Annotated in this window: 19 protein-coding genes; 8 read left to right on the top strand and 11 right to left on the bottom strand. The window is 67.4% G+C overall.

Annotation, left to right across the window (positions count from 1 at the left end; all coding sequences use genetic code 11):
* Positions 1-50 precede the first annotated feature (50 nt).
* Positions 51-1334, top strand: coding sequence for an aldose epimerase family protein (locus HNR11_RS05345; protein ID WP_179441441.1), 1284 nt, complete (start codon positions 51-53; stop codon positions 1332-1334).
* A gap of 57 nt (positions 1335-1391) precedes the next feature.
* Here the strand turns inward: HNR11_RS05345 and HNR11_RS05340 are convergent, their stop codons facing one another.
* Complete coding sequence (locus tag HNR11_RS05340) at positions 1392-2771, bottom strand: ROK family protein (RefSeq protein ID WP_179441440.1); 1380 nt, start codon at positions 2769-2771, stop codon at positions 1392-1394.
* Positions 2772-2886: 115 nt separating this feature from the next.
* Here HNR11_RS05340 and xylA point away from each other — a divergent pair, with 115 nt between their 5' ends.
* The 7 genes from xylA to HNR11_RS05305 all read left to right on the top strand — a co-directional run bounded on the left by xylA (position 2887) and on the right by HNR11_RS05305 (position 11726).
* Positions 2887-4068, top strand: a complete 1182-nt coding sequence (gene xylA, locus HNR11_RS05335) for a xylose isomerase (RefSeq protein ID WP_179441439.1) — start codon at positions 2887-2889, stop codon at positions 4066-4068.
* Positions 4069-4268: 200 nt separating this feature from the next.
* The gene (gene xylB / locus HNR11_RS05330) at positions 4269-5714 is read left to right on the top strand and encodes a xylulokinase (RefSeq protein ID WP_179441438.1); all 1446 of its coding nucleotides are present in this window, start codon (positions 4269-4271) and stop codon (positions 5712-5714) included.
* A gap of 223 nt (positions 5715-5937) precedes the next feature.
* A complete protein-coding gene (locus HNR11_RS05325) occupies positions 5938-6975 on the top strand; it encodes a LacI family DNA-binding transcriptional regulator (protein WP_179441437.1) in 1038 nt (345 codons plus the stop codon).
* 212 nt (positions 6976-7187) lie between these two features.
* Positions 7188-8231, top strand: coding sequence for an ABC transporter permease (locus tag HNR11_RS05320; protein WP_058887984.1), 1044 nt, complete (start codon positions 7188-7190; stop codon positions 8229-8231).
* A 44-nt stretch (positions 8232-8275) separates the two neighbouring features.
* Positions 8276-9175: a carbohydrate ABC transporter permease gene (locus HNR11_RS05315; protein WP_232301721.1), complete on the top strand. Its 900-nt coding sequence runs from the start codon at positions 8276-8278 to the stop codon at positions 9173-9175.
* Between the two features lie 91 nt (positions 9176-9266).
* Entirely contained in the window at positions 9267-10982 is a 1716-nt protein-coding gene (locus HNR11_RS05310) for an ABC transporter substrate-binding protein (protein ID WP_179441436.1), read from the top strand.
* An 87-nt stretch (positions 10983-11069) separates the two neighbouring features.
* Positions 11070-11726 carry a hypothetical protein gene (locus tag HNR11_RS05305; RefSeq protein ID WP_179441435.1) on the top strand — a complete coding sequence of 219 codons (657 nt, stop codon included), beginning with the start codon at positions 11070-11072 and terminating at the stop codon, positions 11724-11726.
* A 139-nt stretch (positions 11727-11865) separates the two neighbouring features.
* Here the strand turns inward: HNR11_RS05305 and HNR11_RS05300 are convergent, their stop codons facing one another.
* From HNR11_RS05300 to HNR11_RS05255, 10 genes are all read right to left on the bottom strand, one after another.
* Complete coding sequence (locus HNR11_RS05300) at positions 11866-14232, bottom strand: glycoside hydrolase family 3 N-terminal domain-containing protein (RefSeq protein WP_179441434.1); 2367 nt, start codon at positions 14230-14232, stop codon at positions 11866-11868.
* Between the two features lie 137 nt (positions 14233-14369).
* Positions 14370-15311 carry a carbohydrate ABC transporter permease gene (locus HNR11_RS05295; RefSeq protein ID WP_375139274.1) on the bottom strand — a complete coding sequence of 314 codons (942 nt, stop codon included), beginning with the start codon at positions 15309-15311 and terminating at the stop codon, positions 14370-14372.
* Positions 15308-16156 carry a carbohydrate ABC transporter permease gene (locus HNR11_RS05290; protein ID WP_157075363.1) on the bottom strand — a complete coding sequence of 283 codons (849 nt, stop codon included), beginning with the start codon at positions 16154-16156 and terminating at the stop codon, positions 15308-15310. The genes HNR11_RS05295 and HNR11_RS05290 overlap by 4 nt, the downstream gene beginning before the upstream one ends.
* A 150-nt stretch (positions 16157-16306) precedes the next feature.
* Complete coding sequence (locus HNR11_RS05285) at positions 16307-17596, bottom strand: extracellular solute-binding protein (RefSeq protein ID WP_179441433.1); 1290 nt, start codon at positions 17594-17596, stop codon at positions 16307-16309.
* A 367-nt stretch (positions 17597-17963) separates the two neighbouring features.
* On the bottom strand, positions 17964-19259 hold the full coding sequence (locus HNR11_RS05280) for an ABC transporter substrate-binding protein (protein ID WP_179441432.1): 1296 nt from the start codon (positions 19257-19259) through the stop codon (positions 17964-17966).
* Positions 19260-19384: 125 nt separating this feature from the next.
* Positions 19385-20788 carry a GntT/GntP/DsdX family permease gene (locus HNR11_RS05275; protein WP_179441431.1) on the bottom strand — a complete coding sequence of 468 codons (1404 nt, stop codon included), beginning with the start codon at positions 20786-20788 and terminating at the stop codon, positions 19385-19387.
* Entirely contained in the window at positions 20785-21753 is a 969-nt protein-coding gene (locus HNR11_RS05270) for a 3-hydroxyacyl-CoA dehydrogenase family protein (protein WP_179441430.1), read from the bottom strand. The genes HNR11_RS05275 and HNR11_RS05270 overlap by 4 nt, the downstream gene beginning before the upstream one ends.
* 89 nt (positions 21754-21842) lie before the next feature.
* A complete protein-coding gene (locus HNR11_RS05265; RefSeq protein WP_179441429.1) occupies positions 21843-22796 on the bottom strand; it encodes a sugar phosphate isomerase/epimerase family protein in 954 nt (317 codons plus the stop codon).
* A gap of 109 nt (positions 22797-22905) precedes the next feature.
* The gene (locus HNR11_RS05260; protein ID WP_179441428.1) at positions 22906-23676 is read right to left on the bottom strand and encodes a triose-phosphate isomerase; all 771 of its coding nucleotides are present in this window, start codon (positions 23674-23676) and stop codon (positions 22906-22908) included.
* Positions 23676-25403 carry a dihydroxyacetone kinase family protein gene (locus tag HNR11_RS05255; RefSeq protein ID WP_179441427.1) on the bottom strand — a complete coding sequence of 576 codons (1728 nt, stop codon included), beginning with the start codon at positions 25401-25403 and terminating at the stop codon, positions 23676-23678. The genes HNR11_RS05260 and HNR11_RS05255 overlap by 1 nt, the downstream gene beginning before the upstream one ends.
* Positions 25404-25501 lie beyond the last annotated feature (98 nt).

The raw sequence follows: 25501 nt of genomic DNA, 5'->3' as shown, positions 1-25501 counted from the left end.
AGTACCAGGGAACCGCGCAGGATTGCGACGCTTCGTAGGAGGCACCACAAATGGACACGACGAACTCGGTCTCCATCACCGGCGGCGGGTATACCGCGCAGATCAGCCTCCTGGGCGGTCAGCTGCTGAACCTCTCGCACCTCGAGGATGAGCTCATCGTGCCCGCCGCGCAGACCGAAGGGGCCTTCGCCGGTGCCGTGCTGGCACCCTGGCCCAACCGGACCAAGGGCGCCAGCTACACCTACGCAGGCGTCGAGCACCTGCTCCCGGTCAATGAGGAGGCCACCGGCGCAGCGCTGCACGGGCTGCTCATCGACACCCCGCTGCGCGTGGTCTCGCAGAAGGAGTCCGAGGTGCAGCTGGCCGGCTGGCTGGAGAGCTCGGAGGGCTACCCCTTCGGCCTGGAGGTCGCGCTGACCTACCGGGTCTCCGCCGACCTGGGCCTCGCCGCGACACTGATGGCTCGCTACCAGCCCGAAGAGCTCGCGGACCCATCCCTCGAAGAGACTACGGACGCCGCTGAGCCGGAGAGCGAAGCCACCGATCCGAACGACCGCGAGGTGGACGAACTCGACGCCGGTGACGCTGACCTGGAAACCTCTGAGGCGGCGGAGCCCGAGGCCGACCCAGCAGACACTGACCAGACCGAGGCTGCCCAGCCCGAGGCTGAGGACTCCGATAACGGAGACCAGGGCGCGGCCGAGGAGGACGCAACTCTCGAGCCCGAGCTCACCGCATCCGCCGGAGAAGACGGCGAGACTGCTCCGGCGGAGGCCACCGTGGCCGGCGTCGAGGCTCACCGATCAGAGACCGACCAGTCAGAGACGCGCCTGGCAGATCTCGAGCCCGAAGAAGCAGCGAGCGCGCACGCCGCACCCCCGCGGACGGCGCCGTTCGGGGCCGGCTTCCACCCCTATCTCACCGCCGGGGGTGCGCCGCTGAAGGAATGCCGACTGCGGCTTCCGGCCCGGACCATGCTGAAGACCAAGGCCGATGGCAGCGTGACGGGGCGCAAATCAGTCTCTGCAGACTTCGATCTCACCAATGGCCCGCTGCTGGCCGGGCGCAGGATCGATCACGCCTTCACCGACCTCCCCGAGGAGGGCTGGACCGCGGAGCTTGTCCACGGACCCTCGGGGTTCGTGGTCCGCATGATCGCTGACACGCCGTGGGTCCAGGTCTACACCGGGGAGCGGATCGATCGCGCAGGTGTCGCCGTGGAACCGATGACCTGCCCGCCCAACGCGCTGAACAGCGGCGAGGACCTGATCCACCTCGAGCCCGGGACATGGTTCCGGGTGGGCTACAGCATCGAAGCGATCCGGATGGACTGAATGATCGGTGCACTCAGGGCCGCTTGAGGTCGGGCTCGAGGCGCCGGACCAGCCAGGTCAGGCGGGCTGGGGAACCCACTGCAGCGGGGCATCGACCACGCAGCGCATGGCGCGCAGCGCCCCGCCGCTGGCCGCGGGCGCCGACTGGGCCGAGGCGGTGCGCACCCGGAAGGTGCTCCACTGCGCGGAGAGCACCCGAGAGTTCAGCTCCTTCTCGATGCGCGGGCGCAGCATGTCTGCCAGCGGTCCATAGACCCCGCCCAGGACGATGTCGTGGACGTCGAGCAGGTTCATCGCCCCGGCCAGCGCCACCCCCAGCGCCCACCCGGCGCGGTCGATCGCCTCGCAGGCGGTCCGCCCGGCGTCGTCGTCTCGCTGGCTGCGCTCGACCAGGTCCTGCGCGGTGGCGCTGCGCTCCATCCCAGCTGCGGCGAGCAGCGATCGCTTGCCGGCGTAGGTCTCCAGGCACCCCAGCGCCCCGCAGCCGCACTGCGGCCCCTCGGGCTCCACGGAGATGTGGCCGATCTCTCCGGCCCAGCCGTGCTGCCCGACGTCGACCACCGAGTCGATGACCACGGCGGCGCCGATGCCCATCTGCGCGGAGACATAGAGGAAGGTCTGCTCCTGCTGGTCAGCCGCGGCGAGCTCCTGTGCCACAGCGAGCGCGGCCAGCTTGGCCTCGTTGGCGGCATGGATGAATCCACCGAATGCATCACGGTGCTCTCCGACCAGCAGCGGCACCACGTCCACGCCGCGCCAGCCGAGGTTGGGAGCCAGCACCAGGGAATGCTCGTCGGCGCCGATCAGGCCGGGCAGCGCCAGGACCGTGCCCACCACGCGGGCACCGCGGGCGGTGGCCTGCTGTGCCACACGCAGCGCCATCGCCCCGGCCCGGGGCAGCACCTCTGAGGGGTCCGATCCGCGGAAGTCGCCGTCGATGATCTCCTCCGCGAGAGTCTCACCGGTCAGGTCCAGGGCACGGGCTGCCATGAAGTCCACACTGATCTCCACCCCGAGCCCGGCAAGGGTGGCTCGGGCGGGATGCAGCGGCACCGCAGGCCGGCCGCGGGAACCGCCGCCCACCGCCGGGGAACCTTCCCGGATGATCCCCGCTGCAAGCAGGTCATCCACCAGGCGCGAGACGGTGGAGCGGGTCATGCCGGTGCGCATCGCAAGATCGGCCCGGGAGAGCGGCTCCACAGCGGAGAAGATCTCCTCGGTCAGCAGCAGCAGGTTGGATTCCCGCAGCGTCTCCTGGCGCGCCCCGGGACGGGAGGAGTGATCGCTGACCACCCGGTCTCCGCGCGGGGCACGCGCAAAGTCGCCGCGCTCCTCTCCGGAGCTGCGGCCCAGCCGCGCCAGCGAGCCCCGGGAGGTCACGCCGAACGCAGTGCTCGATCTCGGTCCTGGCAGGCTGCGGGTAGTGTCTTGGGTCACGGACTTGATCTTAGCCCCAATAGGATTTAGGTTACATCTAGAAACAAAATGAGTGCCGGGTCACAGCTTCCCGGTGCACCCCGGAACCATTCCTTTTCCTTCGCAGGAGGCCCCTATGGCATCGACGCCAGCATCTGACTACAAGCTTTCCTTCGGTCTCTGGACCGTCGGATGGACCGCGCAGGACCAGTTCGGCTCGGCCTCCCGTCCCGAGTTCGAGCCGTGGGAGTACCTTCCGAAGCTGAAGGAAGCCGGCGCATCCGGTGTCACCTTCCACGACGACGACGTCGCCCCCTTCGGCACCGATGACTCCGCGCGGGAGAAGTACTTCACCCGTTTCAAGGAGGTCGCCGACGAGGTCGGCCTGAAGGTGGAGATGGTGACCACGAACACCTTCTCCCACCCGGTTTTCAAGGACGGCGGCCTGACCTCCAACGATCGCTCAGTGCGCCGCTTCGGCCTGCGCAAGCTGCTGCGCAACGTGGACCGCGCCGCCGAGTTCGGCGCCGAGACCTTTGTGATGTGGGGCGGGCGCGAGGGCGCGGAGTACGACGGCTCCAAGGACCTCTTCGCCGCGCACGAGCGCTACGCCGAGGGCGTGGACACCATCGCCAGCTACATCAAGGACAAGGGCTATGACCTGCGCATCGCGCTGGAGCCCAAGCCCAATGAGCCCCGCGGCGACATCTTCCTGCCGACCATCGGCCACGCGCTGGGCTTCATCGCCAAGCTCGAGCACGGCGACATCGTCGGGCTGAACCCGGAGACCGGCCACGAGCAGATGGCCGGGCTGAACTTCACCCACGGCATCGCCCAGGCGCTGTGGGCCGGCAAGCTCTTCCACATCGACCTCAACGGCCAGCGCTCCATCAAGTACGACCAGGACCTGGTCTTCGGCCACGGCGAGCTGGCCTCCGCCTTCTTCACCATCGACCTGCTGGTCAACGGCTTCCCCGGTGGCGGACCGAGCTACGACGGCTGGCTGCACTTCGACTACAAGCCCTCCCGCACGGACTACGTCCAGGGCATCTGGGACTCGGCGAAGGCCAACGTCGAGATGGTCACCATGCTCGCGGACAAGGCCAAGGCCTTCCGCGCCGACCCAGAGGTGCAGGCCGCGCTGAAGGCCTCCGGGGTCTACGAGCTCGGCGAGTCCACCCTGGCCGCCGGTGAGTCGCTGACCGACTTCCTCGCCGACACCTCCACCTACGAGTCCTTCGACGTGGACAAGGCGGCCGAGCGCGACTACGGCTTCGTGAACCTCAACCAGCTGGCCATGAAGCACCTGATCGGCTGATCCACAGCCTTTCGACGCAGGCTCAGCAGAAGCACTGAGCAGCAGCATGTGGCCGGTCACCCCAGAGCTCTGGGGTGACCGGCCACCGCCGCGAGATCCTGCAGAAGCACTCCCCACCATCCATCCAGCTCCACCCGCCAGCCCCGCCGGCCGACCCGTAAGGGCAGTCCGCCCGGACTGACGCGATGAAAGGACACGGCATGCCGACTCTGGTCGCAGGCATCGATTCCTCCACCCAGTCCTGCAAGGTCGTCATTCGTGACGCGGACACCGGAGAGCTGGTACGCACCGGCTCCGCGAAGCACCCCGAAGGCACCGAGGTCGCGCCCGCGGCGTGGTGGGACGCGCTCCTCGAGGCGATCACAGCGGCCGGCGGACTCGACGACGTCGCGGCCGCATCCATCGGCGGCCAGCAGCACGGCATGGTCGCCCTGGATGCTCAGGGCGCGGTCATCCGCGACGCGCTGCTCTGGAACGACACCCGCTCCGCCGATGCCGCAGACGCGCTGATCACGGAGTACGGCGGCGGATCTGAGGGTGCCGCGGCCTGGACGGCGATGACCGGCTCGGTGCCGGTGGCCTCGCTGACCGTGACCAAGCTGCGCTGGCTCGCCGATGCAGAACCCCACAACGCGGAGCGCGTGGCCGCCGTCGCACTCCCCCACGACTGGCTGACCTGGAAGCTCTCCGGCTCCACCGAGCTCAGCGATCTGGCCACCGATCGCTCCGACGCCTCCGGGACCGGCTACTTCGACACCGCCGCGGGCAGCTATCGCTTCGACCTGCTCGCCCGTGCCCTGCGGATCACCGAGGACGCCGCCCGGCGCATCACCCTGCCGCGCGTGGCCGGACCCGCCGAGCAGGTGGGCTCCGGGGACGCCTCCCGAGGCTGGGGGCATCTCCTGCTGGGCCCGGGCGCAGGCGATAATGCCGCCGCAGCCCTGGGACTCGGGATGAGCACCGGTGACGTCGCCATCTCCATAGGCACCTCAGGGGTGGTCTCGGCGGTCTCGCCCAAGCCGATCCAGGACCCCTCCGGGATGGTCACCGGCTTCGCCGACGCCACCGGGGAGTTCCTGCCGCTGGCGGTCACGCTCAACGGCTCCCGAGTGCTCGACGGCGCCGCGAAGATGCTCGGGGTGGATCATGCCGGGCTCGCCGAGCTCGCACTGGCCGCGGAGCCCGGAGCCAACGGACTGACCCTGGTGCCCTACCTCGAGGGGGAACGCACCCCGAACCTGCCGCACGCGACCGGGTCCTTCATCGGGCTGACCCTGGCCTCGATGAACCCGCAGGACGTGGCCCGCGCCGCGGTGGAGGGACTGCTCTGCGGTCTGGCCGACGGCCTGGAGGCCATGACCTCGCAGGGAGTCCCGGTGGAATCGATCACGCTCATCGGCGGCGCTGCCCGCTCCGCCGCCGTGCAGCAGATCGCTCCGGCGATCCTGGGCCGCGAGGTCACAGTCCCGGCGCCGGGCGAGTACGTGGCCGACGGCGCCGCGAGGCAGGCGGCCTGGGTGCTCAGCGGGTCGACCACGCCCCCCGCCTGGTCCACGGTGCAGACCCAGACGATCACCGGGACACCGACGCCGCAGGTGCGGGAGGCCTATGCTGCTCGTCGGGAGCTGATCGCTGCCCGCGGCTGAGACCTCGGCGCGACTGAGACCTGCCTGCGACTGAGACCTGTGCGCGGCGAGACCGGCCTTCTGCCTGCAAGGGGTCGCGCCCTGGCTTGAATCACAAGGCCGTGGCACACTGTCTGTGATCCGCCCAGCTGAGGACGGTGTCCATACCGGCTGCGGCCGCTGCGCCGTACATCCCGGCGCCACGGTGCGGCTGCCCTGATGCGTTGAGCCAGGAAGGAACCGCATGGCAGCCCAGCAGCGCCAGATCACTCTCACCGAGGTGGCGCGCGCGGCCGGAGTCTCCACCGCCACCGCCTCGCGGGCGATCAACGGCAGCTCGCGTCGGGTCAGCGCGGACATCGCGGCGCGGGTGAAGCGCACCGCCGAGGAGCTGGGCTACCTGCCGAACCTCTCGGCCCAGACGGTGGCCAAGGGCGCCTCCCCCACCGTGGCGGTGCTGCTCAGCGACGTCGCCGACCCTTACTTCAGCGCGATCGCGGCCGGGATCATGTCCGGGGCCAGCGAGGCCGGGCTGATGGTCACCATGGCCGCCTCCGAGCGCAGCCCGGTCCGCGAGCTGGAGATGCTGCGCACCTTCCGCAGCCAGCGACCCCAGGCCATCATCGTCGCGGGCTCCCGGGACGAGGAGAACACCCACACGCAAGAGTTCACGGCCGCGCTGCGCGCCTATGCCGAGACCGGAGGGCGCGTCGTCGTGATCACCCAGGGCCCCTCCCCCTTCGATCTGGTGGACATCCAGAACCACGACGGCGCCCGGAAGCTCGCCCATGCCCTGGTCGATCGCGGTGGCCGAGACTTCGGCGTGGTCTCCGGGCGGATGACCCTGCAGACGAATGCCGACCGGATCAGCGGCTTCCGCGCCGGCCTGGCCGAACGCGGGATCTCGCTCAGCGACCACGCGATCGTGGAGACCGAGTTCACCCGCGACGGCGGCTATGTGGGGATGCATGAGCTGCTGGCGCGGCGGCAGGACCTCGGTGCCCCGCTGGACACCGTCTTCGCCACCTCGGACATGATGGCCTTCGGCGCGGCGACGGCAATCCGCGACCACGGGCTCCGTGTGGGGACTGACATCTCGCTGGCCGGCTTCGACAACGTCGGGCTCACCGAGGACATGAACCCGGCGATGACCTCGGTGGAGATCCCGCTGCACGAGCTGGGCCAGAGCGCGGTGCGCCTGGCCCTGGGCTCCGGCGCGGAGCCGGTGCGGCTGAAGATCCAGACCCGGGTGGTGCTGCGGGCGAGCACCCCGCAGCGCTGACCGCCCCGGCTTGACCGCATCCCGTCGGCACCCCGGCCCCAACGCGGTTCTATCCCCAGGCGACCATAGTCGCGAGATGTGACTCAAACCACGGTTTGGCTTGACTTAGTGTGCGCCATGCAACTAAGTTCTAGGAAACCGCTTACCTTGTGACCTGAATCACGTCGCATCTTCTCGCTGCAGGGTAGCCGAATCACTCTGAGGGGAGCTGCATGAGCGCCATCGGTGTCACCGAGGGGAGCAGCCAGCCGGCGCTGCGTGAAGCCGGCGTCGTGCCGGAGTTCACCGACCCGAACGACAAGCCGCAGAAGAAGCGTCGAAACAGCCGCAAGGGCTACGCCGGGACCAACAACACCAACACCTGGAAGCACGCGCTGAAGACCGACTGGCGGCTCTACACGCTGCTGATCCTGCCGCTGCTGTTCCTGCTGATCTTCCGCTACCTGCCCATGGCCGGCAACGTCATCGCGTTCCGCCGGTTCCGCCCGGGATCCTCGATCTTCGGCGATGAGTGGGTCGGGATGCACTACATCGAGATGTTCATCCAGGACCCGACCTTCTGGCGGGTCTTCTGGAACACCATCATCCTGGGGGCGCTGACCCTGGCGATCTGCTTCCCGCTGCCGATCGTGCTCGCACTGATGTTCAACGAGCTGCGCAGCAACAAGTTCAAGCGGATCGCGCAATCGATCTCCTACCTGCCGCACTTCATGTCCATCGTGATCGTCGCTGGCATGGTCCTGCAGCTGACCAGCGTCAACGGCACCATCAACCAGATCATCGGCTCCCTCGGCGGGGAGACCATGCCGTTCATGCAGCTTCCGGAATGGTTCCGCACGGTCTATGTCTCCTCCGAGGTCTGGCAGACCGTGGGCTGGGGAACCATCCTCTACCTGGCCGCGCTGACCACGATCGACCCCCAGCTCTATGAGGCGGCCCGGATCGACGGCGCCAACCGCTGGAAGCAGATGTGGCACGTGACCATCCCTGGAATCACCCCGACCATGATCGTGCTGCTGATCCTCAACGTCGGCACCTTCATGGCGGTGGGCTTCGAGAAGGTCCTGCTGCTGTACAACCCGCTGATCTATGAGACAGCCGACATCATCGCCACCTACGTCTACCGGGTGGGAATCACCTCGTCGAACTTCTCCTACGCGGCCGCCATCGGCCTGTTCGAGGCGCTCATCGGCCTGGTCCTGATCCTGTCCGCCAACGGCATCGCCCGCAAGCTCGGAGGTAACTCGCTGTGGTGACCATTCCCGCCGAACCCGGCACCAAGGTCGAGAAGGACCCGCGCATCGGCTCCCGCCCGACTCAGACCATCAAGATCAAGGACTCGAAGTCCTACTCCGCGTTCCGAGTCTTCAATGGGATCGCGATCATCGTGATCTGCGCGGTGACGCTGTATCCCTTCATGAACATCATCGCCCAGTCCTTCTCCTCGGAGGGCTACATCAATGCCGGCGAAGTCAACCTGATCCCGCGCGGATTCAACGTCACCACCTTCGAGGTGGTGATGAGCGATTCGATGTTCTGGCGCAACTACGCGAACACCGTGATCTACACCGTGGTGGCCACCGCCATCGCCATGGTGCTGACCACCTGCTTCGCCTACGCGCTGAGCAAGCGGCACCTGAAGGGACGCAGCTTCTTCATCGGAGTCGCGGTGTTCACGATGTTCTTCAACGGCGGCCTGATCCCGAACTACGTGCTGATCAACGCGATCGGCTTCACCAACACGATCTGGGCGATCGTGCTGCCCAACGCGATCAGCGTGTTCAACCTGCTGGTGATGAAGGCCTTCTTCGAGAACTTCTCCGAGGAGCTGGAGGAGGCAGCCGAGATCGACGGGCTCACCACCTACGGCATCCTGTGGCGGATCGTGATCCCGCTCTCGAAGGCCGTCATGGCGACCATGATCCTGTTCTACGCGGTGAGCTTCTGGAACGCCTGGTTCCAGGCCTTCCTCTATCTGGACCGCAGGGAGCTCTACCCGGTCACCGTGTACCTGCGGAACCTGCTCGCCGGTGCCACCGGCACCGAGCAGATGGGCGGGGCGGCCGGTGAGAGCACACAGATCGCCTCCAACGTGCAGTCGGTCACGATGCTGCTGACCACGCTGCCGATCATCTGCCTCTACCCGTTCCTGCAGAAGTACTTCGTCCGCGGCATCATGCTCGGCTCCGTCAAGGCTTGACCCCCCCCGCTGCGTCGCAGCTCTCCCGCGGCATCAGACCTCGCACCGGATCAATGGATGACCCGGACAGGCACGAAAGGATCACTCGCACATGAACACTCCAGTCACCGGCACCCCTGAGGGACGACGTCGACGCTTCCGGCGCACCTGGCCCATCACCTCCGTCCTGGCCGCCTCGGCGCTGCTGCTGGTCTCCTGCGGCGGCGACGCCGAGGGAGAAGGCGACGCGGCCGCCGAGGTCGATATGGAAGCCTCCGGCGCCGGGGCCATGGAGGACTTCGCCGCCGGCGACACCTTCGTGGCCACCGAACCGGTGGAGTTCTCGTTGCTCTATCGCGATCACCCGAACTATCCGATCGAGGGTGACTGGGACTTCTTCACCCAGCTTGAGGAGGAGCACGGGGTGACGCTTGAGACCAGCAACGCTCCGCTCTCGGACTGGGCGGAACGCCGAGCACTGGTCATCGGCGCCGGCGACGCCCCGGACTTCATCCCGATCACCTACCCCGGGGACGAGACCCAGTTCATCGCCGGCGGGGCGCTGCTGCCGGTGAGCGACTACGTGGATCTGATGCCTAACTTCCTTGAGAAGGTCGAGGAATGGGGACTCGAGGAGGACCTCGCCTCGCTGTACCAGGAGGACGGGAAGTTCTACGTCCTCCCAGGCCTTCACGAGGCACCTCAGGCCCAGTACTCCTTCGCGGTGCGCGGCGACATCTGGGATGAGCTGGGCCTGGAGGACCCGGAGAGCTTCGATGAGTTTGCCGACCAGCTGCGCCAGGTCCAGGAGGCCTACCCCGATATGATTCCGTTCTCAGACCGCTGGTCGGAGAACGGCCCGCTGGAAGCGACTCTGACCACAGCGGCCCCGAACTTCGGCACCAGCGCCGGTTGGGGCTACGGCGACGGCATGCACTACGACGCCGAGGCCGATGAGTTCGTCTATGCCGGTGCGATGGACGAATACCGCGACCTGGTCGGATACTTCGCGGATCTGGTCGACGAGGGCCTGATGGACTCCGAGTCACTGACCCAGGACGACGACCAGGCGGTCCAGAAGTTCGCCTCCGGTCGTTCGGCAGTGATCGGTGCCAATGACCAGACCGTGCTGGAATACCGCACCTCAATCGAGGAGGTCGGCGACGAGGGCATGGAAGTCCGGCAGATCAGGGTGCCGGCCGGCCCAGATGGCGACAAGGTGGCGGGAAGCCGCTTCGAATCAGGGATCGCGCTGTCCGCCCCGGTCGCAGAGGAGGAGGACTTCGTTGCGCTGATGCAGTTCATCGACTGGCTCTACTACTCCGACGAGGGCATGGAGTTCGCGAAGTGGGGCGTGGAGGGTGAGACCTACACCAAGTCCGAGGACGGCACGCGCGAACTGGCTGAGAACGTGAACATGCACGGGTTGAATCCGGATGCGGAGGAAGAGCTCAACGTCGACTACGGGTACCACAACGGCGTGTTCCTGCTCGCCCACGGCTCCTCCACGGAGCTGGTGCAGTCCATGCTCCGCGACGAGGTCATCGAGTTCCGCGAGTCCATGGACGACAAGGAGCTCGTGCCGCCGGCACCGGCCCGTCCGCTGGATGAGCTCGAGCGCGAGCGCGCCTCGATCAACCAGACCCAGCTGACCGACCAGGTCCGCACCGCGACCGCCCAGTTCATCCTGGGTCAGCGCGATATGGAGGAATGGGACGCCTTCGTCGCAGAGCTGGAGTCCTCCGGCATGGCCGAGTTCGTGGACCTGCACAACGAGGCCTATCAGCGAGCACAGGAGAACATCGAGACTGACGTGCTTGAAGACTAAGCCTGAAGGTGCTGCAGGACTGGACCTGACGAACCACCCATGCGCCCCGGCCCCCTCACGGGCCGGGGCGCACTATCTTGGAGCTCTATGGATATCGATCGCAACGGCCCGCTCAGCCGCGTCACGAACTTCGTGTACCGGCTGCTGATCATCGAGCTCGGCTTCGTGCTGGCCACAGCACCCGCGCTGATCGGCATCTTCCTGCTCGAGCCCGACGCCAGCAACATCCCGCTCTACGCGGTGTGCGCGCTGCTCTTCGGGCCCGCGATCACCGCCGGAATCTATGCCTGGCGCACCGATCACGACGTCGTGCCCTGGCTGCGCTTCTGGAAGGGCTGGATCGAGGGCCTCGCCCAGTCGCTGCTGATCTGGGTCCCCGCCGTGGCGCTGCTGGCGCTGGCAGCCTTCAACGCCGCCTACGCCCAGGTGGGTCTCGGCTTCATCGTGGCAGGCATCGTGATCGGCGTCGCCGGGGTGATCGCCGCCGTCGCCGCGCTGGTGGTGATCGCGAACTTCTCCTTCCGCGCCCGGGACCTGTTCAAGGTCGCGCTCTACGGGGCGGCGTCGGCTCCGCTGGCCGCACTGGGGATCGTCTCGCTGCTGGTGATCACCGCCGGGCTCATCGTGGTGGTCTCCGACTGGCTTCCGGTGCTGCTGGCCTCGTTCCTGCTGCTGCTGCTGACCCGCACAGTGGCCCCGATGCTGCACCAGATCCGCACCGACCTGGTGATCCAGCAGAACTGACCCGGCGGCCCCGGACGCCCCTGGGCCCACGCAGACCCGGTTCAACCCCAGCCGGGCACAGGGAAGCCCCCGACGCTGATGCATCGGGGGCTTCCCTGTGCCCGCTGCGGACCTGCGGTGGGAGCGGGAGGGCCCAGCCTTAGCTGATCCGGGCCGGGGTGGTCAGCACGCGCTGACCCGTGATCTCCCGCACCGCCCCGGTGAGCTCCAGCTGCGTCTGCAGCGGCAGCTCCCCCGCGGAGGGCCCGGCGTAGAGGTCGATGGCCCCGGGCTCCACGATCCGGCGGTAGTCCACTCCGGTGAAGGAGAACCGGTCGGCGTGCACCTGGAAGGTCACCGTGCGGCTCTGACCCGGCGCCAGCTCCACCTTCGCGTAGCCCAGCAGCTGACGCACCGGGCGGGCCACGGAGGCCACCCGATCGCCGAAGTAGAGCTGGGCGACCTCTTCGGTGGGGCGCTCACCGGTGTTGGTGATCTTCACCGAGACCTCCGTGGCGCCGTCCACGGCGAGCTCCGCATCCGAGACGGTGAGCTCGGAGTACTCCACGGAGGTGTAGCTGAGTCCGTGGCCGAAGGGGTAGAGCGGGGTGGGATCGAGGTTCGAGACGCCCTGGCTGTTCAGGCCCAGCGGGGCTGCGATGTAGCCGGAGGGCTGGCCGCCCGGGTGCACCGGGACCCCGATCGGAAGCCGGCCGGTGGGCTCGATGGCGCCGCGGAGCAGATCTGCGAGGGCGCCGCCGCCCTCCTCGCCGGGGAAGAAGCCCTGCACGATCGCCGCGCAGCGCTCCGCGACGTCACCCAGGGCGTAGGGGCGCCCGGAGATGACCACGAGCACCACGGGGGTGCCGGTGGCCAGCACGGCTTCGACCAGCTCCTGCTGGGCGCCGGGAAGCTTGAGGTCCGCGACGTCACAGCCCTCACCGGAGGTGCCGGCGCCGAACATGCCGGCGAGGTCCCCGACGGTCACCACGGCCAGGTCGGCAGCCGCAGCGGACTCAGCCGCCGCCGCGATCTGCGAGTCGTCGTAGTTCACGATCGGTGAGCCATAGCTGTAGCTGACCTCCGACTCGGGGTAGGCCTCGCGCAGGGACTCCAGCATCGAGGGCATCGGCACGCCGATCCCCTTATGCGGGAAGGTCCCGGCGGGGTACTTGGCCAGCACATGGTTCGGGAAGGAGTAGCAGCCCATCATGGTGCGCGGCTCATCGGCGGAGGGCCCCACCACGGCGATCCGCTTGCCCGCCAGCGATTCAGCGGTGGCCGGCAGGACGCCGTCGTTCTTCAGCAGCACCAGCGACTTCGCCGCCACCTTGCGGGCCAGGGCGCGGTTGCTCGCCGAGTCCAGGTCCACCGACTCGTCGATGCGAGGCTCCCAGTCGGCGTCGTCCGCACCGCGGTCGAGCAGGCGGAGCTCGGCCTTCTGCCGCAGCACCCGGCGCACCGAGGCGTCCAGAACGGATTCCTCGAGCAGGCCGTCGCGGACCTGCTGGGCCAGCGTGCGGTAGCCGCCGGTATGCGGCAGCTCCACGTCAAGACCGGCCGAGATGGCCAGCCGGGCGGCCTCGGCCTGGTCAGCGGCCACATGGTGCATCTTCTCCAGGAATGCCACCGACCAGTAGTCCGCGACCACGGTGCCCTCGAAGCCCCACTGCTCGCGCAGCACCTCGGTGAGCAGCCAGTGTGAGGCTGCGGGGGCTTCGCCGTCGATGTCTGCATAGGAGTTCATCACCGAGCCGACCTTGCCCTCCCGGACGGCGAGCTCGAAGGGGTAGAAGATCATGTCGATGAGTTCGCGCCTGCCCATGTGCACCGGGGCGTGGTTGCGCGCCGCACGGGAGGCGGCATAGCCGGCGAAGTGCTTCAGGGTGGCGATGATCCCGGCCGACTGCAGACCCTTCACATAGGCGGTGGCCAGGGTGCCGATCACATAGGGGTCCTCCCCGATGGTCTCCTCCACGCGACCCCAGCGGGCGTCGCGGACCACGTCGAGGACCGGGGAGAGTCCCTGCTGGACTCCGGTGGCGGCCATGTCTGCACCGATTGCGGCCGCCATCTCTTCGATGAGCTCCGGGTCGAAGGTGGCGCCCCAGGCCAGCGAGGTCGGGTAGACCGTGGCCTGGTAGGCGGTGTAGCCGGTGAGGCACTCCTCGTGGGCGATCGCGGGAATCCCGAACCGGTTCGCGGCGATCACCGCGGCCTGGCGCTGGCGCAGGTCCGCAGCACCCTCGGGCACCGAGAGCGCCACCGTGCCGTAGGTGCGGGTCAGGTGGCCCTCGCCGTCGAGGATCTCGGATTCGAAGGGCAGCTTGCCCGAGGACATGGCGTCCTCCATCGGCGCGACCTCCCCCTGGGTGTCCGGATCCTCGCGCATCTCCCAGTGCGAGCCGAGCTGGGAGACCTTCTCCTCCAGCGTCATCTGCGCCAGCAGCGCCTCCGCGCGCTCGGCCGCCGAGAGCGAGGCATCGTTCCAGGGGCCGGTGATCCGGTCGGGGGTCTGGTTGCTCATCTGTGAACTCCTTGGATGTTCGGCGCAGCCGTCGTGGTCGGTGCAGCGCAGTGGTCGCGGTCGGTCGGGGAACAGCGAAGCTGCCGGTCGGGAAGGACCGGCAGCTTCGCTGAGGGATCAATCGGTGGGGCTCAAGCTCACTTGCCGAAGCCTGCGGTCAGCCCGGCCACGATGTGGCGGCGGGCGAGCATGTAGACCACCAGCAGCGGCAGCGCGGAGAGCACGACGGCGGCCAGCGTGGCCGGCACGTCGATGCCGAACTGGCCGCTGTACTCCCACAGTGAGAGCGGCAGCACCCGGACGTCGCTGCTCTGGGTGAGCACCAGCGGGAACAGGAATCCGTTCCAGACCTGCAGCGCCTGGTAGATGCCCACGGTCATCAGCGCCGGCTTGGCCATCGGCAGCACCAGCGCGGTGAGGATCTTCCACTCCCCGGCGCCGTCCACCTTCATCGACTCGAAGAGCTCCATGGGGATGTCGCGGACGAAGTTCACGATGATCAACACGCTCAGCGGGATCGCGAAGGCGATCTGCGGCAGGATCAGCGCCCAGAGGGTGTCATAGAGACCCAGCTGCTGGATCAGGTAGTACACCGGGATGATCGTGGCCTGCACCGGGATCGCGATGCCCAGCAGGATGACCTGGAACAGCCGCCGCCCGCCCAGGGTTGTGGACCGAGCGATGTAGTACGCGGCCATCACCGAGACCGCCAGCACGACGGCGACGGTGGAGAGCGTCACGATCAGCGAGTTGGTGAAGTAGTGCAGGAAGTCGTTCTGGATCACCCGGATGAACGGTGCCAGCGTGGGGTTCGTGGTGGGCAGCAGCTGGTTCGAGGACCGCAGGTCCTCGCTGGTGCGGAACGAGGTGATGACGATGTAGTAGATCGGCAGGATGATGACGGCCAGCCAGAGCCAGCCGCCGAGGCCGCCGAGAATGTTCGGCTTCTCCCCCGGGGCGCCGGTGCGGCGGACCTTGTTCTGCTTCATCTCGCGCTGCTGGAACCCGGGCACCTCGGGGTTCAGCGCTTTGCCGGCGTCGGGGGTCGCGGATTGGGTGCTTGCGGTGTGAGTCATCATGCGCCTGCCTTGTCGCTCTCCATCTTCGATGAACCGGAGATGATGTTCAGCAAGAGGGAGAGGGTCAGTCCGATGGCTACCAGGATCACCGCGATGACCGAGGCGTAGCCGAGGTTGTATGAGCTGAAGCCGGTCACGTACATGTCCAGCGGCAGGATCCGCACTGCGTTGGCGGGCTGGCCGCCGGTGAGCACGAAGATCAGGTCGAAGTAGGTCAGTGATCCGACGAGCATCAGCGTCGAGGAGGTGATGATCGTGTAGCGCAGCTGCGGGATCGTGATCGAGAAGAACTGTCGGACACGTCCGGCGCCGTCGATGGTGGCTGCTTCATACATGGACTGCGGGATCTGGCGGACCCCGGCCTGGTAGAGCAGACCGTGGAAGGGCACGAAGCACCAGCCGACCACGAAGATCATCACCCACATGACCAGGTCGGAGTTCGACAGCCAGTCATTGGGCAGCCAGTCAAAGGGCAGTGCGGCGGAGAGGCCGTAGTTCGGGGAGAACAGCGACTGGAAGGTCAGGCCCACGGCCACCGAGGAGAAGAGCAGCGGCAGGAAGTACAGGACTGCGAGCAGGGCGCGATAGCGCTGCTGGCCCGCCATGAAGACTCCGAGCAGCAGGGCCACGGGCGCCTGGAAGAGGTAGGAGCCGACGACGAAGGTGATCGTCAGGCCCAGTGCGGTCCAGGTGAAGGGCCGGTCGAAGAGCACCGCCTGCCAGTTGGTCAGGCCCACCCATTCGGGGGAGCCCAGAACGTTCCACTCCATGAAGGAGATCACGACCACCCCGAAGAGCGGTATCAAGGCGAATATTCCGAAGAACAAGACGGCAGGCAGGGCCATGAGGAATGAAGGTCCCTTATGACCCGATCCGGTCGTCCTGCTTCGAGCGGCGGTTTCAGTCATGAGCTCGATTCAGATTCTGGTTGTCGGTGCAAGGCAATCGGTTCGGGGCGGCCGATGCAGGCCACCCCGAACCGATTGTTGGATCTATCAGAGAGAGTTCATCGCGTCGACGAACTCCTGGGGAGTCATGTCCCCGCGGAGGATCTGCGAGAGGTTGTCCGTCAGCGGCTGAGCCACCTCGGGAGCAACTGCCTGATCCCAGGAGAGCTGGAAGTGGTTGGCCTCGCCGACCAGGTTGGAGGAGAAGTCGAGGAAATCGGCGTCCTCGGTCTCTGCGATCTGGTCCTCGATGTCAGCCAGCGGCGGCAGCGAGCCGGCCTCCAGCATGGCGGTCACGGTCTCCTCGTTGTAGAGGTTCTCGCTGATGTAGTCGAAGGCGATCTGCTGCTCCTCCTCCGAGGCATCCGCTGAGACCGACCAGAAGTTGGCAGGGTTGCCCACAATGTTCGAGGGGTCACCGGCGCCGTCCTCCAGGGTCGGGAAGGAGGTGAAGCCGAAGTCACCGGACTCCGCGAACTCCGGGAAGTCCTGGTGGATCGTGGAGTAGACCCAGGAGCCCTGCAGCAGCATCGCGGCCTGGCCGTCAGCCAGCAGCTGGGCATCCTCGTTCTGGTCCGCGGTCACCGAGTTGTAGGTGTCGATGTAGCCGCCGTTCTCACCGAGATCCTGCATGGTCTCCAGTGCGAAGAGGATGGACTCGTTGTCCCATGCGCCCTCTTCACCTTCGACGACTGCCTGGAAGACCTCTTCGCCGCCGTGGCGGTCGGTGAGGTACTGCAGCCACATCAGCGCCGGCCAGACGGAGCCACCGGCGAGCGAGAAGGGAGCGACATCGTTCTCATTGAACGTGTCGATGGCTGCCTCGACGTCTTCCCAGGTCTCAGGGATCTCCACGCCGGCCTCATCGAAGACGGCCTGGTTGTAGTACATGACCACTGGCTGCACATCGTTCAGCGGCACCGCGTAGGTGCTGCCGTCGATCTGGCCGTTCTGCCAGACCGAGTCGAAGACCCGGGACTCGAGGTCTCCGGTGTGCTCGCTGAGGTCGACGATGCGCTCTTCCTCGGCGTACTCCAGCAGCGCGCCGCCGGTCCAGGACATGATCAGCGTGGGCGCCTCGCCGGAGCCGACCGCGGTGCGGATCTGACCCTTATAGGAGTCGTTCTCGATGGCTTCGGTGTCGATCTGAGCGTCTTCGTTGGCTTCGTTCCAGCGGTCAAAGTCTTCCTGGATGGCTGGCCAGCCGCCGCCGGTGAGGATCCATGCGTCAGCATTGGCATCGCCCCCGCCGTTCTCGCCTCCCCCGCCACAGGCGGAGAGTGCCATCAGGGATGTCACGCCGAGGCCTGCAGCGGCCACTCGAGTTGTTCTACGCATCGTCGCGTCCTTTCTCATCAATGCATGCGAGCCCCAGCCGTGTACCGATACATCGCCGAGGTCTTCCCGGCTCTCCGGATCGGCCGGACGGGTGACTCAGCAGTACAGCGCCACAGTCCGGACCAGGAGCGCCTCTGGTGCCAGAGACGGACTCCTCGCAGACTGTGATCTGGATTTCGTCTTGCCGTAAGACTAAATAGCTGGCAGGTGTGTGTCAAGACACAGCAGATGACCGAGGTCACACTGGCGCAACATGATCGGGCGGCGTCTTCGGCGAGCACTCCAGCCCAGGAGCTTCGCCGCCCGGGAACCTGTCGAGGCTCGCTGGATCAACAGCGAGCAGCTCCCGGGAGACGAAGCTCCGGTCTCAGTCGGTGGGCTGCGTGGCGTTCATGTTCTCGGCGAACTCCTCGGGGGTGAGGCTTCCATCGAAGACCTGACCCAGGTTCTCCAGCAGCGCGCGCTCCTGACTGGGGTCCACCGCCTGATCCCAGGAGAGCTGGAAGTTCGGCGCCTCGGTGACCATGCCGTAGGCGAAGTCCAGGAACTCCGGGTCCTCGGTCTCGGCGATCTTGTCCTCGAGCCCGGTCAGCGGTGGGATGTTTCCGGTCTCGAGCATGCCGTCGACGTAGTCGTCGTTGAACAGCCATTCCGAGAGGTAATCGATGCCGGCCTGCTGCTCTTCCTCCGTGGCGTTCGCCGAGACGGACCAGAAGTTGGCAGGGTTGCCCACGATGCTGTTCGGGTCACCCTCGCCGCCGGGGATCGACGGGAAGGTGGTCACCCCGAGATTGCCGGACTCCATGAATTCCGGGGCCTCCTCGAGCAGCCGCGAGTACACCCAGGACCCCTGGAGCACCATGGCCGAGAGCCCGTCTGCCACCAGGTGGGCATCCTCATTGTTGTCTGCCACCACAGAGGCGAAGCCGGGATCGAAGGCACCCGCCTCCACGAGTTCCTGGATCCGCTCCATGGCTTCGATGATCGCTGGATGCGACCAGGCATCGGGCTCCCCTGCCACCACGGCTTCGAAGGCTTCGGGGCCACCGATCCGATCGGTGAGGTAGGAGGCCCACATCAGCATCGGCCAGAGCGAGCCGCCGGCCAGTGAGAACGGGTGCACACCCTGGTCCTGGAAGACCTCGACGGCCTCGAGCATCTCGTCCCAGTCGGTGGGCACCTCGATGCCGGCCTCGTCGAAGAGCTCCTGGTTGTAATACATCATCACGGGCTGCACATTGTTCATCGGCACCGCATAGGTGGCGCCGTCGACCTCGCCGTTGGCCACCACTGAATCGATGAGCCTCTCGCGGAGATCTGCGGTCGGTTCGGTGATGTCGGTGACATAGTCGCCCTCGACGTACTCCAGCAGCCCACCACCGGTCCAGCCGACGATCAGCGTGGGAGCCTCGCCGGAGCCCACCGCGGTGCGGATCCGCTCCTTATAGATGTCGTTGGCGAAGCTCTCCACCGTGAAGGTCTGCTCCGGGTTTTCCTCGTTCCAGGCCTCGAAGTCCTCTTCCACCACGGTCCAGACTCCGCCGTTGAGCACCCAGGCGTCGGGCTCGGTGCTCCCGGCGTCACCGCCGCCGCAGGCGGAGAGCCCGAGAAGGGACCCCGCGGCCAGGACGGCGGTGCTCAGCTTTGCTTTTCTTCCCCACATAGAAATCAATTCCCTGTCTCATCAAAGTGCGAGTGATCTTCTGATAGATGCGTTGCAGCACGCGCGGTCCTGCATCTGCAGCGCGATGCCTGCGCCTGGGCGGGTCAGCCGTGGCAGGCGTTTCCTCAGGCGACGAGTGCGTAGAAGCCCCAGCTGAGGAAGAAGGCCATGAACCCGATGGCGGTGGCCATCACGGACCAGGTCTTCAAGGTGGTGATCGTGTCGAAGCCGCAGAAGCGGCCCACCAGCCAGAAGCCGGAGTCGTTGAAGTGCGAGAACGTGATCGATCCCGCCACGATGGCGACCACCAGGGCCGCCAGGGCGAAGCCGTCGAGTCCCAGTTCCATGACGCCGGGGGCCATGATCCCGCCCGCGGTGGTCGCAGCCACGGTGGCCGATCCCTGCGCGACGCGGATGACCACGGCGACCAGGAATCCGGCGAGGATCACCGGGAGTCCCATCGCGTCCAGGCCTTCGGCGATGGATCCGCCGATCCCGGTGGCGGTGAGCACCGCGCCGAAGGCGCCGCCGGCGCCGGTGATCAGGATGATCGAGCAGACCGGAGCCAGCGCGTTGTCGATCAGGTCAGAGAGCGCGTCGCCGAGCTTGCCCGAGCCCTTGCGCGGCCTGATGAAGAGCAGGTACATCGCGATGAGGGTGGAGATCAGCAGCGCCACCGGGGTGGGGCCGATCAGCTGGGAGAGCGCGTACCCGAAGCTGTCCTCGCTGATCCGCCCGTCCGCTGCCAGCGTGTTGGAGAGCGCGTTGTAGAAGATCAGCGCCAGTGGCAGCAGCAGCACCAGGATGACGGTGCCGAAGGCCGGGCGCTCGTGCTCCTCGGTGACCCGGGACTCGCCGAAGAGGTTCGGCACCGGGAAGTTCGGGTAGCCCTTGGCCATGACCAGTCCCAGCCGGTAGCCGGCCAGGTACCAGGTCGGAAGCCCGACCATCAGGGCCACGATCAGCACCAGCCCGATGTCGGCGCCCATGACCGTGGCCGCCGCCGTCGGTCCCGGGTGCGGCGGGGTCAGCGCATGCATCATCAGGAAGGCACCGATGGAGGGCAGCACGTAGAGCATGAAGCTGCCCCCGAGCCGTCGCGCCACCGTGTAGATCACCGGAAGCATCACGATGAAGCCGGCATCCAGGAAGATCGGGAAGGCGTAGAACAGCGAGGCCACGGCCAGGGCCAGCGGCGCCCGCTTCTCCCCGAAGGTCTTCAGCATCTTGTCCGCGAGGACCTGGGCGCCGCCGGAGACCTCGACCAGGCGGCCGAGCACGGCACCGAAGCCGATGAGCAGCGCCACGTTGCCCACGGTGGTGGAGAAGCCGCCGACGACCACGGAGAGCACGTCGCCCACGGCGATGCCCGCCGCCAGAGCCGTGACCAGCGAGACGATGATCAGCGAGAAGAAGGCATGGAGCTTGACCTTCACGATCAGCACCAGCAGCAGGACGATCGAGCCCAGCGCCAGGGTCAGCAGTGCCGCCGTGGGCAGCTCGAAGGCGAGGGTGAGTTCCTCGTTCACTTCTTGCCCTTCGGAGCGGGACCGAGCTCACGGACGAGCTCACCCATGCGGGCGTAGGCCTTGTTGCGGTAGGCGATGAGCTCAGCCTTGGTGGCCTCGTCGAAGTCTCCGGTCCAGCCCTTGCCGTTCTTGACCCCGTGCCGACCGGCCTCGACGTTCTCCGTCAGCAGCGCCGGGGCGGCAAGCCGCTCGCCGTAGGCTTCGGAGAGCGTATTGAATCCGAGCCCGTAGACGTCCAGCCCGGCCTGGTCCGCGATCGCGAACGGGCCGAAGAAGCCCAGCCGGAAGCCGAAGGTCGTGCGCACCACGGTGTCCACGTCCTCGGCGGTGGCGATGCCCTCCTCCACCACCGAGGCGGCCTCCTTGAGCAGCGCGTACTGCAGCCGGTTGAGCACCATGCCGGGAGTGTCGGCGACCTCGGCGCCCTCGCGGCCGGCCCGGGCCAGCAGGTCCTTCACCGCGTCGACGACGTCGGGCGTGGTGGCCTCGCCGGAGACCAGCTCCACGCCTGGGATGAAGGGCGCGGGGTTGGAGAAGTGCACGGTGAGGAAGCGCTCGGGGTGTTTGACCGCTGAGACCAGGACGTGGACTGGGATCGTGGAGGTGTTGGTCCCGATGATCGCGTCCGGCCGGGCGTGTGCCGAGATCTTGCCCAGCACCTCCCGCTTGACCTCGGGGGACTCGAACACCGCCTCCTCGATGAAGTCCGCCTCGGCGACAGCCTCCTCCAGGGTGCGCCCGGCGCTGAGGTTGGCCTTGATGCGCTCGGTGGAGCCGGCGGTGTAGAGACCCTGGTCCTCGAACTCCTGGGCCTCGGTCAGGAGGCGGGCGAGGCCCTTGCGCGCGGCGTCGACGTCGACGTCGACGATCTCCACCTGCAGGTCGGCGAGCGCCAGGGACTGGGCGATCCCGCCGCCCATGTAGCCGGCGCCGACGACGGTGACAGTGTTGATGGTTCTAGCCATGGGTCTCAGATCTCTTTCGTCATGGGGTTTCGGGCACCACCGTGCTCTGGTGGCGCAACGGGTGGGCGGACCGACGGGTCCGCGGGTCTCTAGGCGCCTTCGGCGGCGGCCGCGCGCAGCAGGGAGTTCTCCGCCGAGGTGAGGACCTGACGGATGTAGTCGCGGTTCTCAGCGCAGACGCCGATGGAATCGGAGCCGTAGTGCTCGCAGCAGAATGGGCCGCTGTAGCCGAGCTCCAGGGCGCGGCGAATGATCTTGCGGTAGTTGATCAGTCCATACTTCAGCGGCATGGGGGCCGAGGAGTAGCCTCCGACCGCCGGATCCTCATCCCGGGTGTAGTTCTTGATGTGCCAGAAGTTCGCATGCGGCAGCACCTTCTCGAACATCTCCTCGTAGCCCGGCATCGGGCGGTGCAGCCGGATGAAGTTGCCCAGATCCGGGTTCAGCCCCACTGCGGGGTGGTTCACATCGGCGTGGAAGGCGACCGCCTCGTCGGCCGTGCCCAGGAAGGTGTCCTCATACATCTCCAGGCTCAGTTCGATGCCGTTGGCCTGGGCGTGGTCACCGAGTTCGCGCACTCGCTCCACGGCCAGGGGCCGCAGCGCGGGATCGTCCTGGTGCCCCTCGGCGAGCCAGAACCAGAGTGCCTTCTCCTGCGCCGGCGTCAGCGCCTGCATGAAGCCGGTGTTCACGATCGTGGCCCCGAACTCCGGGGCGATGTCGATCAGCCGGTGGGCATCGGCGAGGTTGGTCTCTCCGTGCTCGCGGTCGATGACCGAGTTCCGGGTCATCGAGATGGACGAGATCTTCAGCCCTTCGTCGGAGAGGACCTTCTTGAACTCCTCCAGTCGTGCTGGCGAGAGCTTCTGCAGCGGCAGCCATGCATCGGTGGGGTCGATGTGATCGAACCCGAGTTCGCGCATCTGACGCAGGCAGTCGGACCAGTAGGTCGTCGACGCCTGCCAGACCGGAACGCCCTCAGAGGTCTTGCCTCCAAAGGCGAGCATGTTGCCGGCGATGGGCCATGAGGCTGCTGTGAACATTTGTTCCCTTCAAACGTGCGTGCGGATTCATCTTTGGTCAGTTCTGGTGCTGTGTCAAGCGTCACACCGGTGGACCGGCATGCAGATGAGCGCTCAGGGGGCCGCTGACCTAGGGTTTTGCGGTCTCGGCGGCGATCTCGAGAAGATTCAGATAACCCTCGAGCCTCCAGGCCGCGCGGCCGACGAAGAGCCCCTCGACCCCCGGGATGCCCAAGAGCTCCGCGGCGTTGTCTGCGGAGACGGATCCCCCATAGAGCAGGGCCTGGACCTTTCCGGAGAACTCTTCGGAGAGCACCTCGAAGGGTTCGCGCAGCTCCGCGACCTTCGCCGGCCGGCCCTGGGCCCCGATCGCCCAGATGGGCTCGTAGGCGATGAGCACTCGGCCCAGCTGATCCTCCGGAAGCCCGCGCAGGGCGCCTCGGGCCTGGTCCAAGAGATACTCAGAGGTCCCACCGCGCTCCTGGACCTCAGCAGGCTCCCCGATGCACAGCAGGGGAACCAGGCCGTGGCGCAGCGTGCTCGCCACCTTCAGCCGCGTGGTCTCGACGGTCTCCCCGAAGTGCTCTCGACGTTCCGAGTGCCCGATCTCCACCATCGTGGCGCCGGCATCGGCGGCCTGCGGGACCGAGATCTCCCCGGTCCAGGCTCCGCTGTCCTCCCAGTGGGCGTTCTGCGCGCCCAGGCGCACCGTCCGGGTGGAGCTCGGGCCGAGTTCCTGGGCCACAGTGGTCAGCGCGGTGTAGGGCGGGATGATGAAGGGCTGGACCCGCTCCAGCAGCTCCGGCCGCTGCTCGAGGGCCGAGCGCAGGTCATGGGCGTAGCTTCGCGCCTCGGAGACGGTCTTGTTCATCTTCCAGCTGGTGCCGATCCAGCGGGTCATCAGGAGACCGACTTCAGCCGCTCGGCAAGGGCGGTCATCAGCAGCGCGAAGGACGTGGCCCCTGGGTCCGGGGTGCCCAGGGACTTCTCCCCCAGCACCCGGGAGCGACCGAGCCGGGCCTTGAGCTCTGCGGTCGACGCCGCAGCCTCGGTCGCCACGGAGGCGGCCGCGGCCAGAGCGGCGGAGAGCGACTCCTGGGCCTGGAACTGCTTGTCCAGCGTCTGCGCGAAGGGCGCGGCGGCATCGACCATGGTCTTGTCCCCTGGCTGGGCGCCGCCCAGCCGCTGGACCGCCTCCACGGCGTTGAGCAGCGCCTCGACCCCGGCGGAGGAGTCCGGGGCGGCGTCATCGGCGAGGGCACGTCCGGCGGCGGTCAGCGCCGAGCCCCACAGGGCCCCGGAGGTGCCGCCTGCGGATTCGGCCCAGGCGGTGCCGGCGTGGATGAGGAGCGTACGGGCTCCGGCGCCGCGCTCACGCGCCTTGCGCCCGGCCTCCACAGCCCCGCGGCTGCCCAGCACCATCCCCTGGCCGTGATCGCCGTCCCCGGCGACGGCGTCGAGCTGGCCCAGCTCGGCCTCATGGGTGGCGCAGACCTCGGCGAAGAGCTCAAGGATCTCCTGGACCGACTCGGCGCCGCGCTGGGAGTCTGCCGTGGCCTCAGGCACGCTCTCCTCACCGGGCGTGTAGAACTCGGTGCGCGGGGCACGCTCTGCGTGGGCCGGGAGCCCGCGGGGCTCACCGCGCCGGTAGGCAGGGGTGTCCACGGCCGCGGTCCAGTGCTGCTCCAGCTCTTCGTCGAGGAAGACCAGGGTCAGCGAGAGTCCGGCCATGTCGAGGCTGGTGACGAACTCCCCGACCTCGGGCTGCACGGCGGTGAGCCCAGCCTCGGAGAGTCGCTCGGCGATGCGGTGGTAGACGACGAAGAGCTCTTCGTACTTGACCCGGCCCAGCCCATTGAGCAGCACCGCGACCCGGCCGGAGCCGGCCTCGGGAGCGTCCTCCATGATGCCTTCGAAGAGCAGGTCAGCGACCTCCGCTGCGGTGCCCATCGGGATCTCGCGGATCCCGGGTTCACCGTGGATGCCGAGGCCCACCCCCATGGTTCCGTCGGGGACGTGGAACAGCGGCTCCTCGGCGCCGGGCAGCGTGCAGCCGTCGAAGGCGACGCCGAAGGAGCGCGTCGCGTCATTGGCCTTCCAGGCGATGCGCTCCGCCTCGTCGATCTCGGCCCCGGCCTCGATGGCGGCACCGGCGATCTTGAAGACCGGAAGGTCTCCGGCGATGCCTCGGCGGTCCCGGTGGTTCTCCCGGGTGTTGGAGGCGATGTCATCGCTGACCCGGATGATCCGGACATCCACGCCCTCGGCGCGCAGCTTCTCCGCCGCGGCGCCGAAGTGCAGGACATCTCCGGCGTAGTTGCCGAATCCCATGATCACCCCGCCGCCGTTCTCGGCATTGCGGGCCACCGAGTAGACCTGGGAGGCCGAGGGCGAGGAGAAGATGTTCCCGCAGGGAGCGCCGTGTCCCATGCCGGGTCCGACCCAGCCGGCGAAGGCCGGGTAGTGCCCGGATCCGCCGCCGATCACCAGGGCGGGCTGGCCCGCAGGAGTCTCGGTGGACCGCACGACGCCGCCATGGACGGCGGTGACATACTCGGAGTGTGCTGCCGCGAAGCCAAGCACGGCCTCCTGAGAGAAGGTGGATGCTGAATTGAGCAGGTAGGTCATGGCTGTCCTTGTGGTCCCGGATCCGCACTCCCGAGACCGGCAGTACAGATGTTCACTGACATATGTGCTGAGGCCACACTAGAGCAGATGGCGTGATC

The sequence above is a fragment of the Nesterenkonia sandarakina genome (assembly GCF_013410215.1).
GTDB lineage: Bacteria > Actinomycetota > Actinomycetes > Actinomycetales > Micrococcaceae > Nesterenkonia > Nesterenkonia sandarakina.
The sequence above is the reverse complement of the archived record's forward strand: the minus strand, read 5'-3'. Positions and strand labels throughout refer to the sequence as shown.

Excerpts from the sequence above, each read along its gene's own strand:
- HNR11_RS05290 (WP_157075363.1), bottom strand. The coding sequence starts at position 16,156 with ATGGCCCTGCCTGCCGTCTTGTTCTTCGGAATATTCGCCTTGATACCG.
- HNR11_RS05295 (WP_375139274.1), bottom strand. The coding sequence starts at position 15,311 with ATGATGACTCACACCGCAAGCACCCAATCCGCGACCCCCGACGCCGGC.
- HNR11_RS05305 (WP_179441435.1), top strand. The coding sequence starts at position 11,070 with ATGGATATCGATCGCAACGGCCCGCTCAGCCGCGTCACGAACTTCGTG.
- HNR11_RS05325 (WP_179441437.1), top strand. The coding sequence starts at position 5,938 with ATGGCAGCCCAGCAGCGCCAGATCACTCTCACCGAGGTGGCGCGCGCG.
- xylA (WP_179441439.1), top strand. The coding sequence starts at position 2,887 with ATGGCATCGACGCCAGCATCTGACTACAAGCTTTCCTTCGGTCTCTGG.
- HNR11_RS05260 (WP_179441428.1), bottom strand. The coding sequence starts at position 23,676 with ATGACCCGCTGGATCGGCACCAGCTGGAAGATGAACAAGACCGTCTCC.
- HNR11_RS05270 (WP_179441430.1), bottom strand. The coding sequence starts at position 21,753 with ATGGCTAGAACCATCAACACTGTCACCGTCGTCGGCGCCGGCTACATG.
- HNR11_RS05285 (WP_179441433.1), bottom strand. The coding sequence starts at position 17,596 with ATGCGTAGAACAACTCGAGTGGCCGCTGCAGGCCTCGGCGTGACATCC.
- HNR11_RS05300 (WP_179441434.1), bottom strand. The coding sequence starts at position 14,232 with ATGAGCAACCAGACCCCCGACCGGATCACCGGCCCCTGGAACGATGCC.
- HNR11_RS05310 (WP_179441436.1), top strand. The coding sequence starts at position 9,267 with ATGAACACTCCAGTCACCGGCACCCCTGAGGGACGACGTCGACGCTTC.
- HNR11_RS05345 (WP_179441441.1), top strand. The coding sequence starts at position 51 with ATGGACACGACGAACTCGGTCTCCATCACCGGCGGCGGGTATACCGCG.
- HNR11_RS05280 (WP_179441432.1), bottom strand. The coding sequence starts at position 19,259 with ATGTGGGGAAGAAAAGCAAAGCTGAGCACCGCCGTCCTGGCCGCGGGG.
- HNR11_RS05265 (WP_179441429.1), bottom strand. The coding sequence starts at position 22,796 with ATGTTCACAGCAGCCTCATGGCCCATCGCCGGCAACATGCTCGCCTTT.
- HNR11_RS05255 (WP_179441427.1), bottom strand. The coding sequence starts at position 25,403 with ATGACCTACCTGCTCAATTCAGCATCCACCTTCTCTCAGGAGGCCGTG.
- HNR11_RS05320 (WP_058887984.1), top strand. The coding sequence starts at position 7,188 with ATGAGCGCCATCGGTGTCACCGAGGGGAGCAGCCAGCCGGCGCTGCGT.
- xylB (WP_179441438.1), top strand. The coding sequence starts at position 4,269 with ATGCCGACTCTGGTCGCAGGCATCGATTCCTCCACCCAGTCCTGCAAG.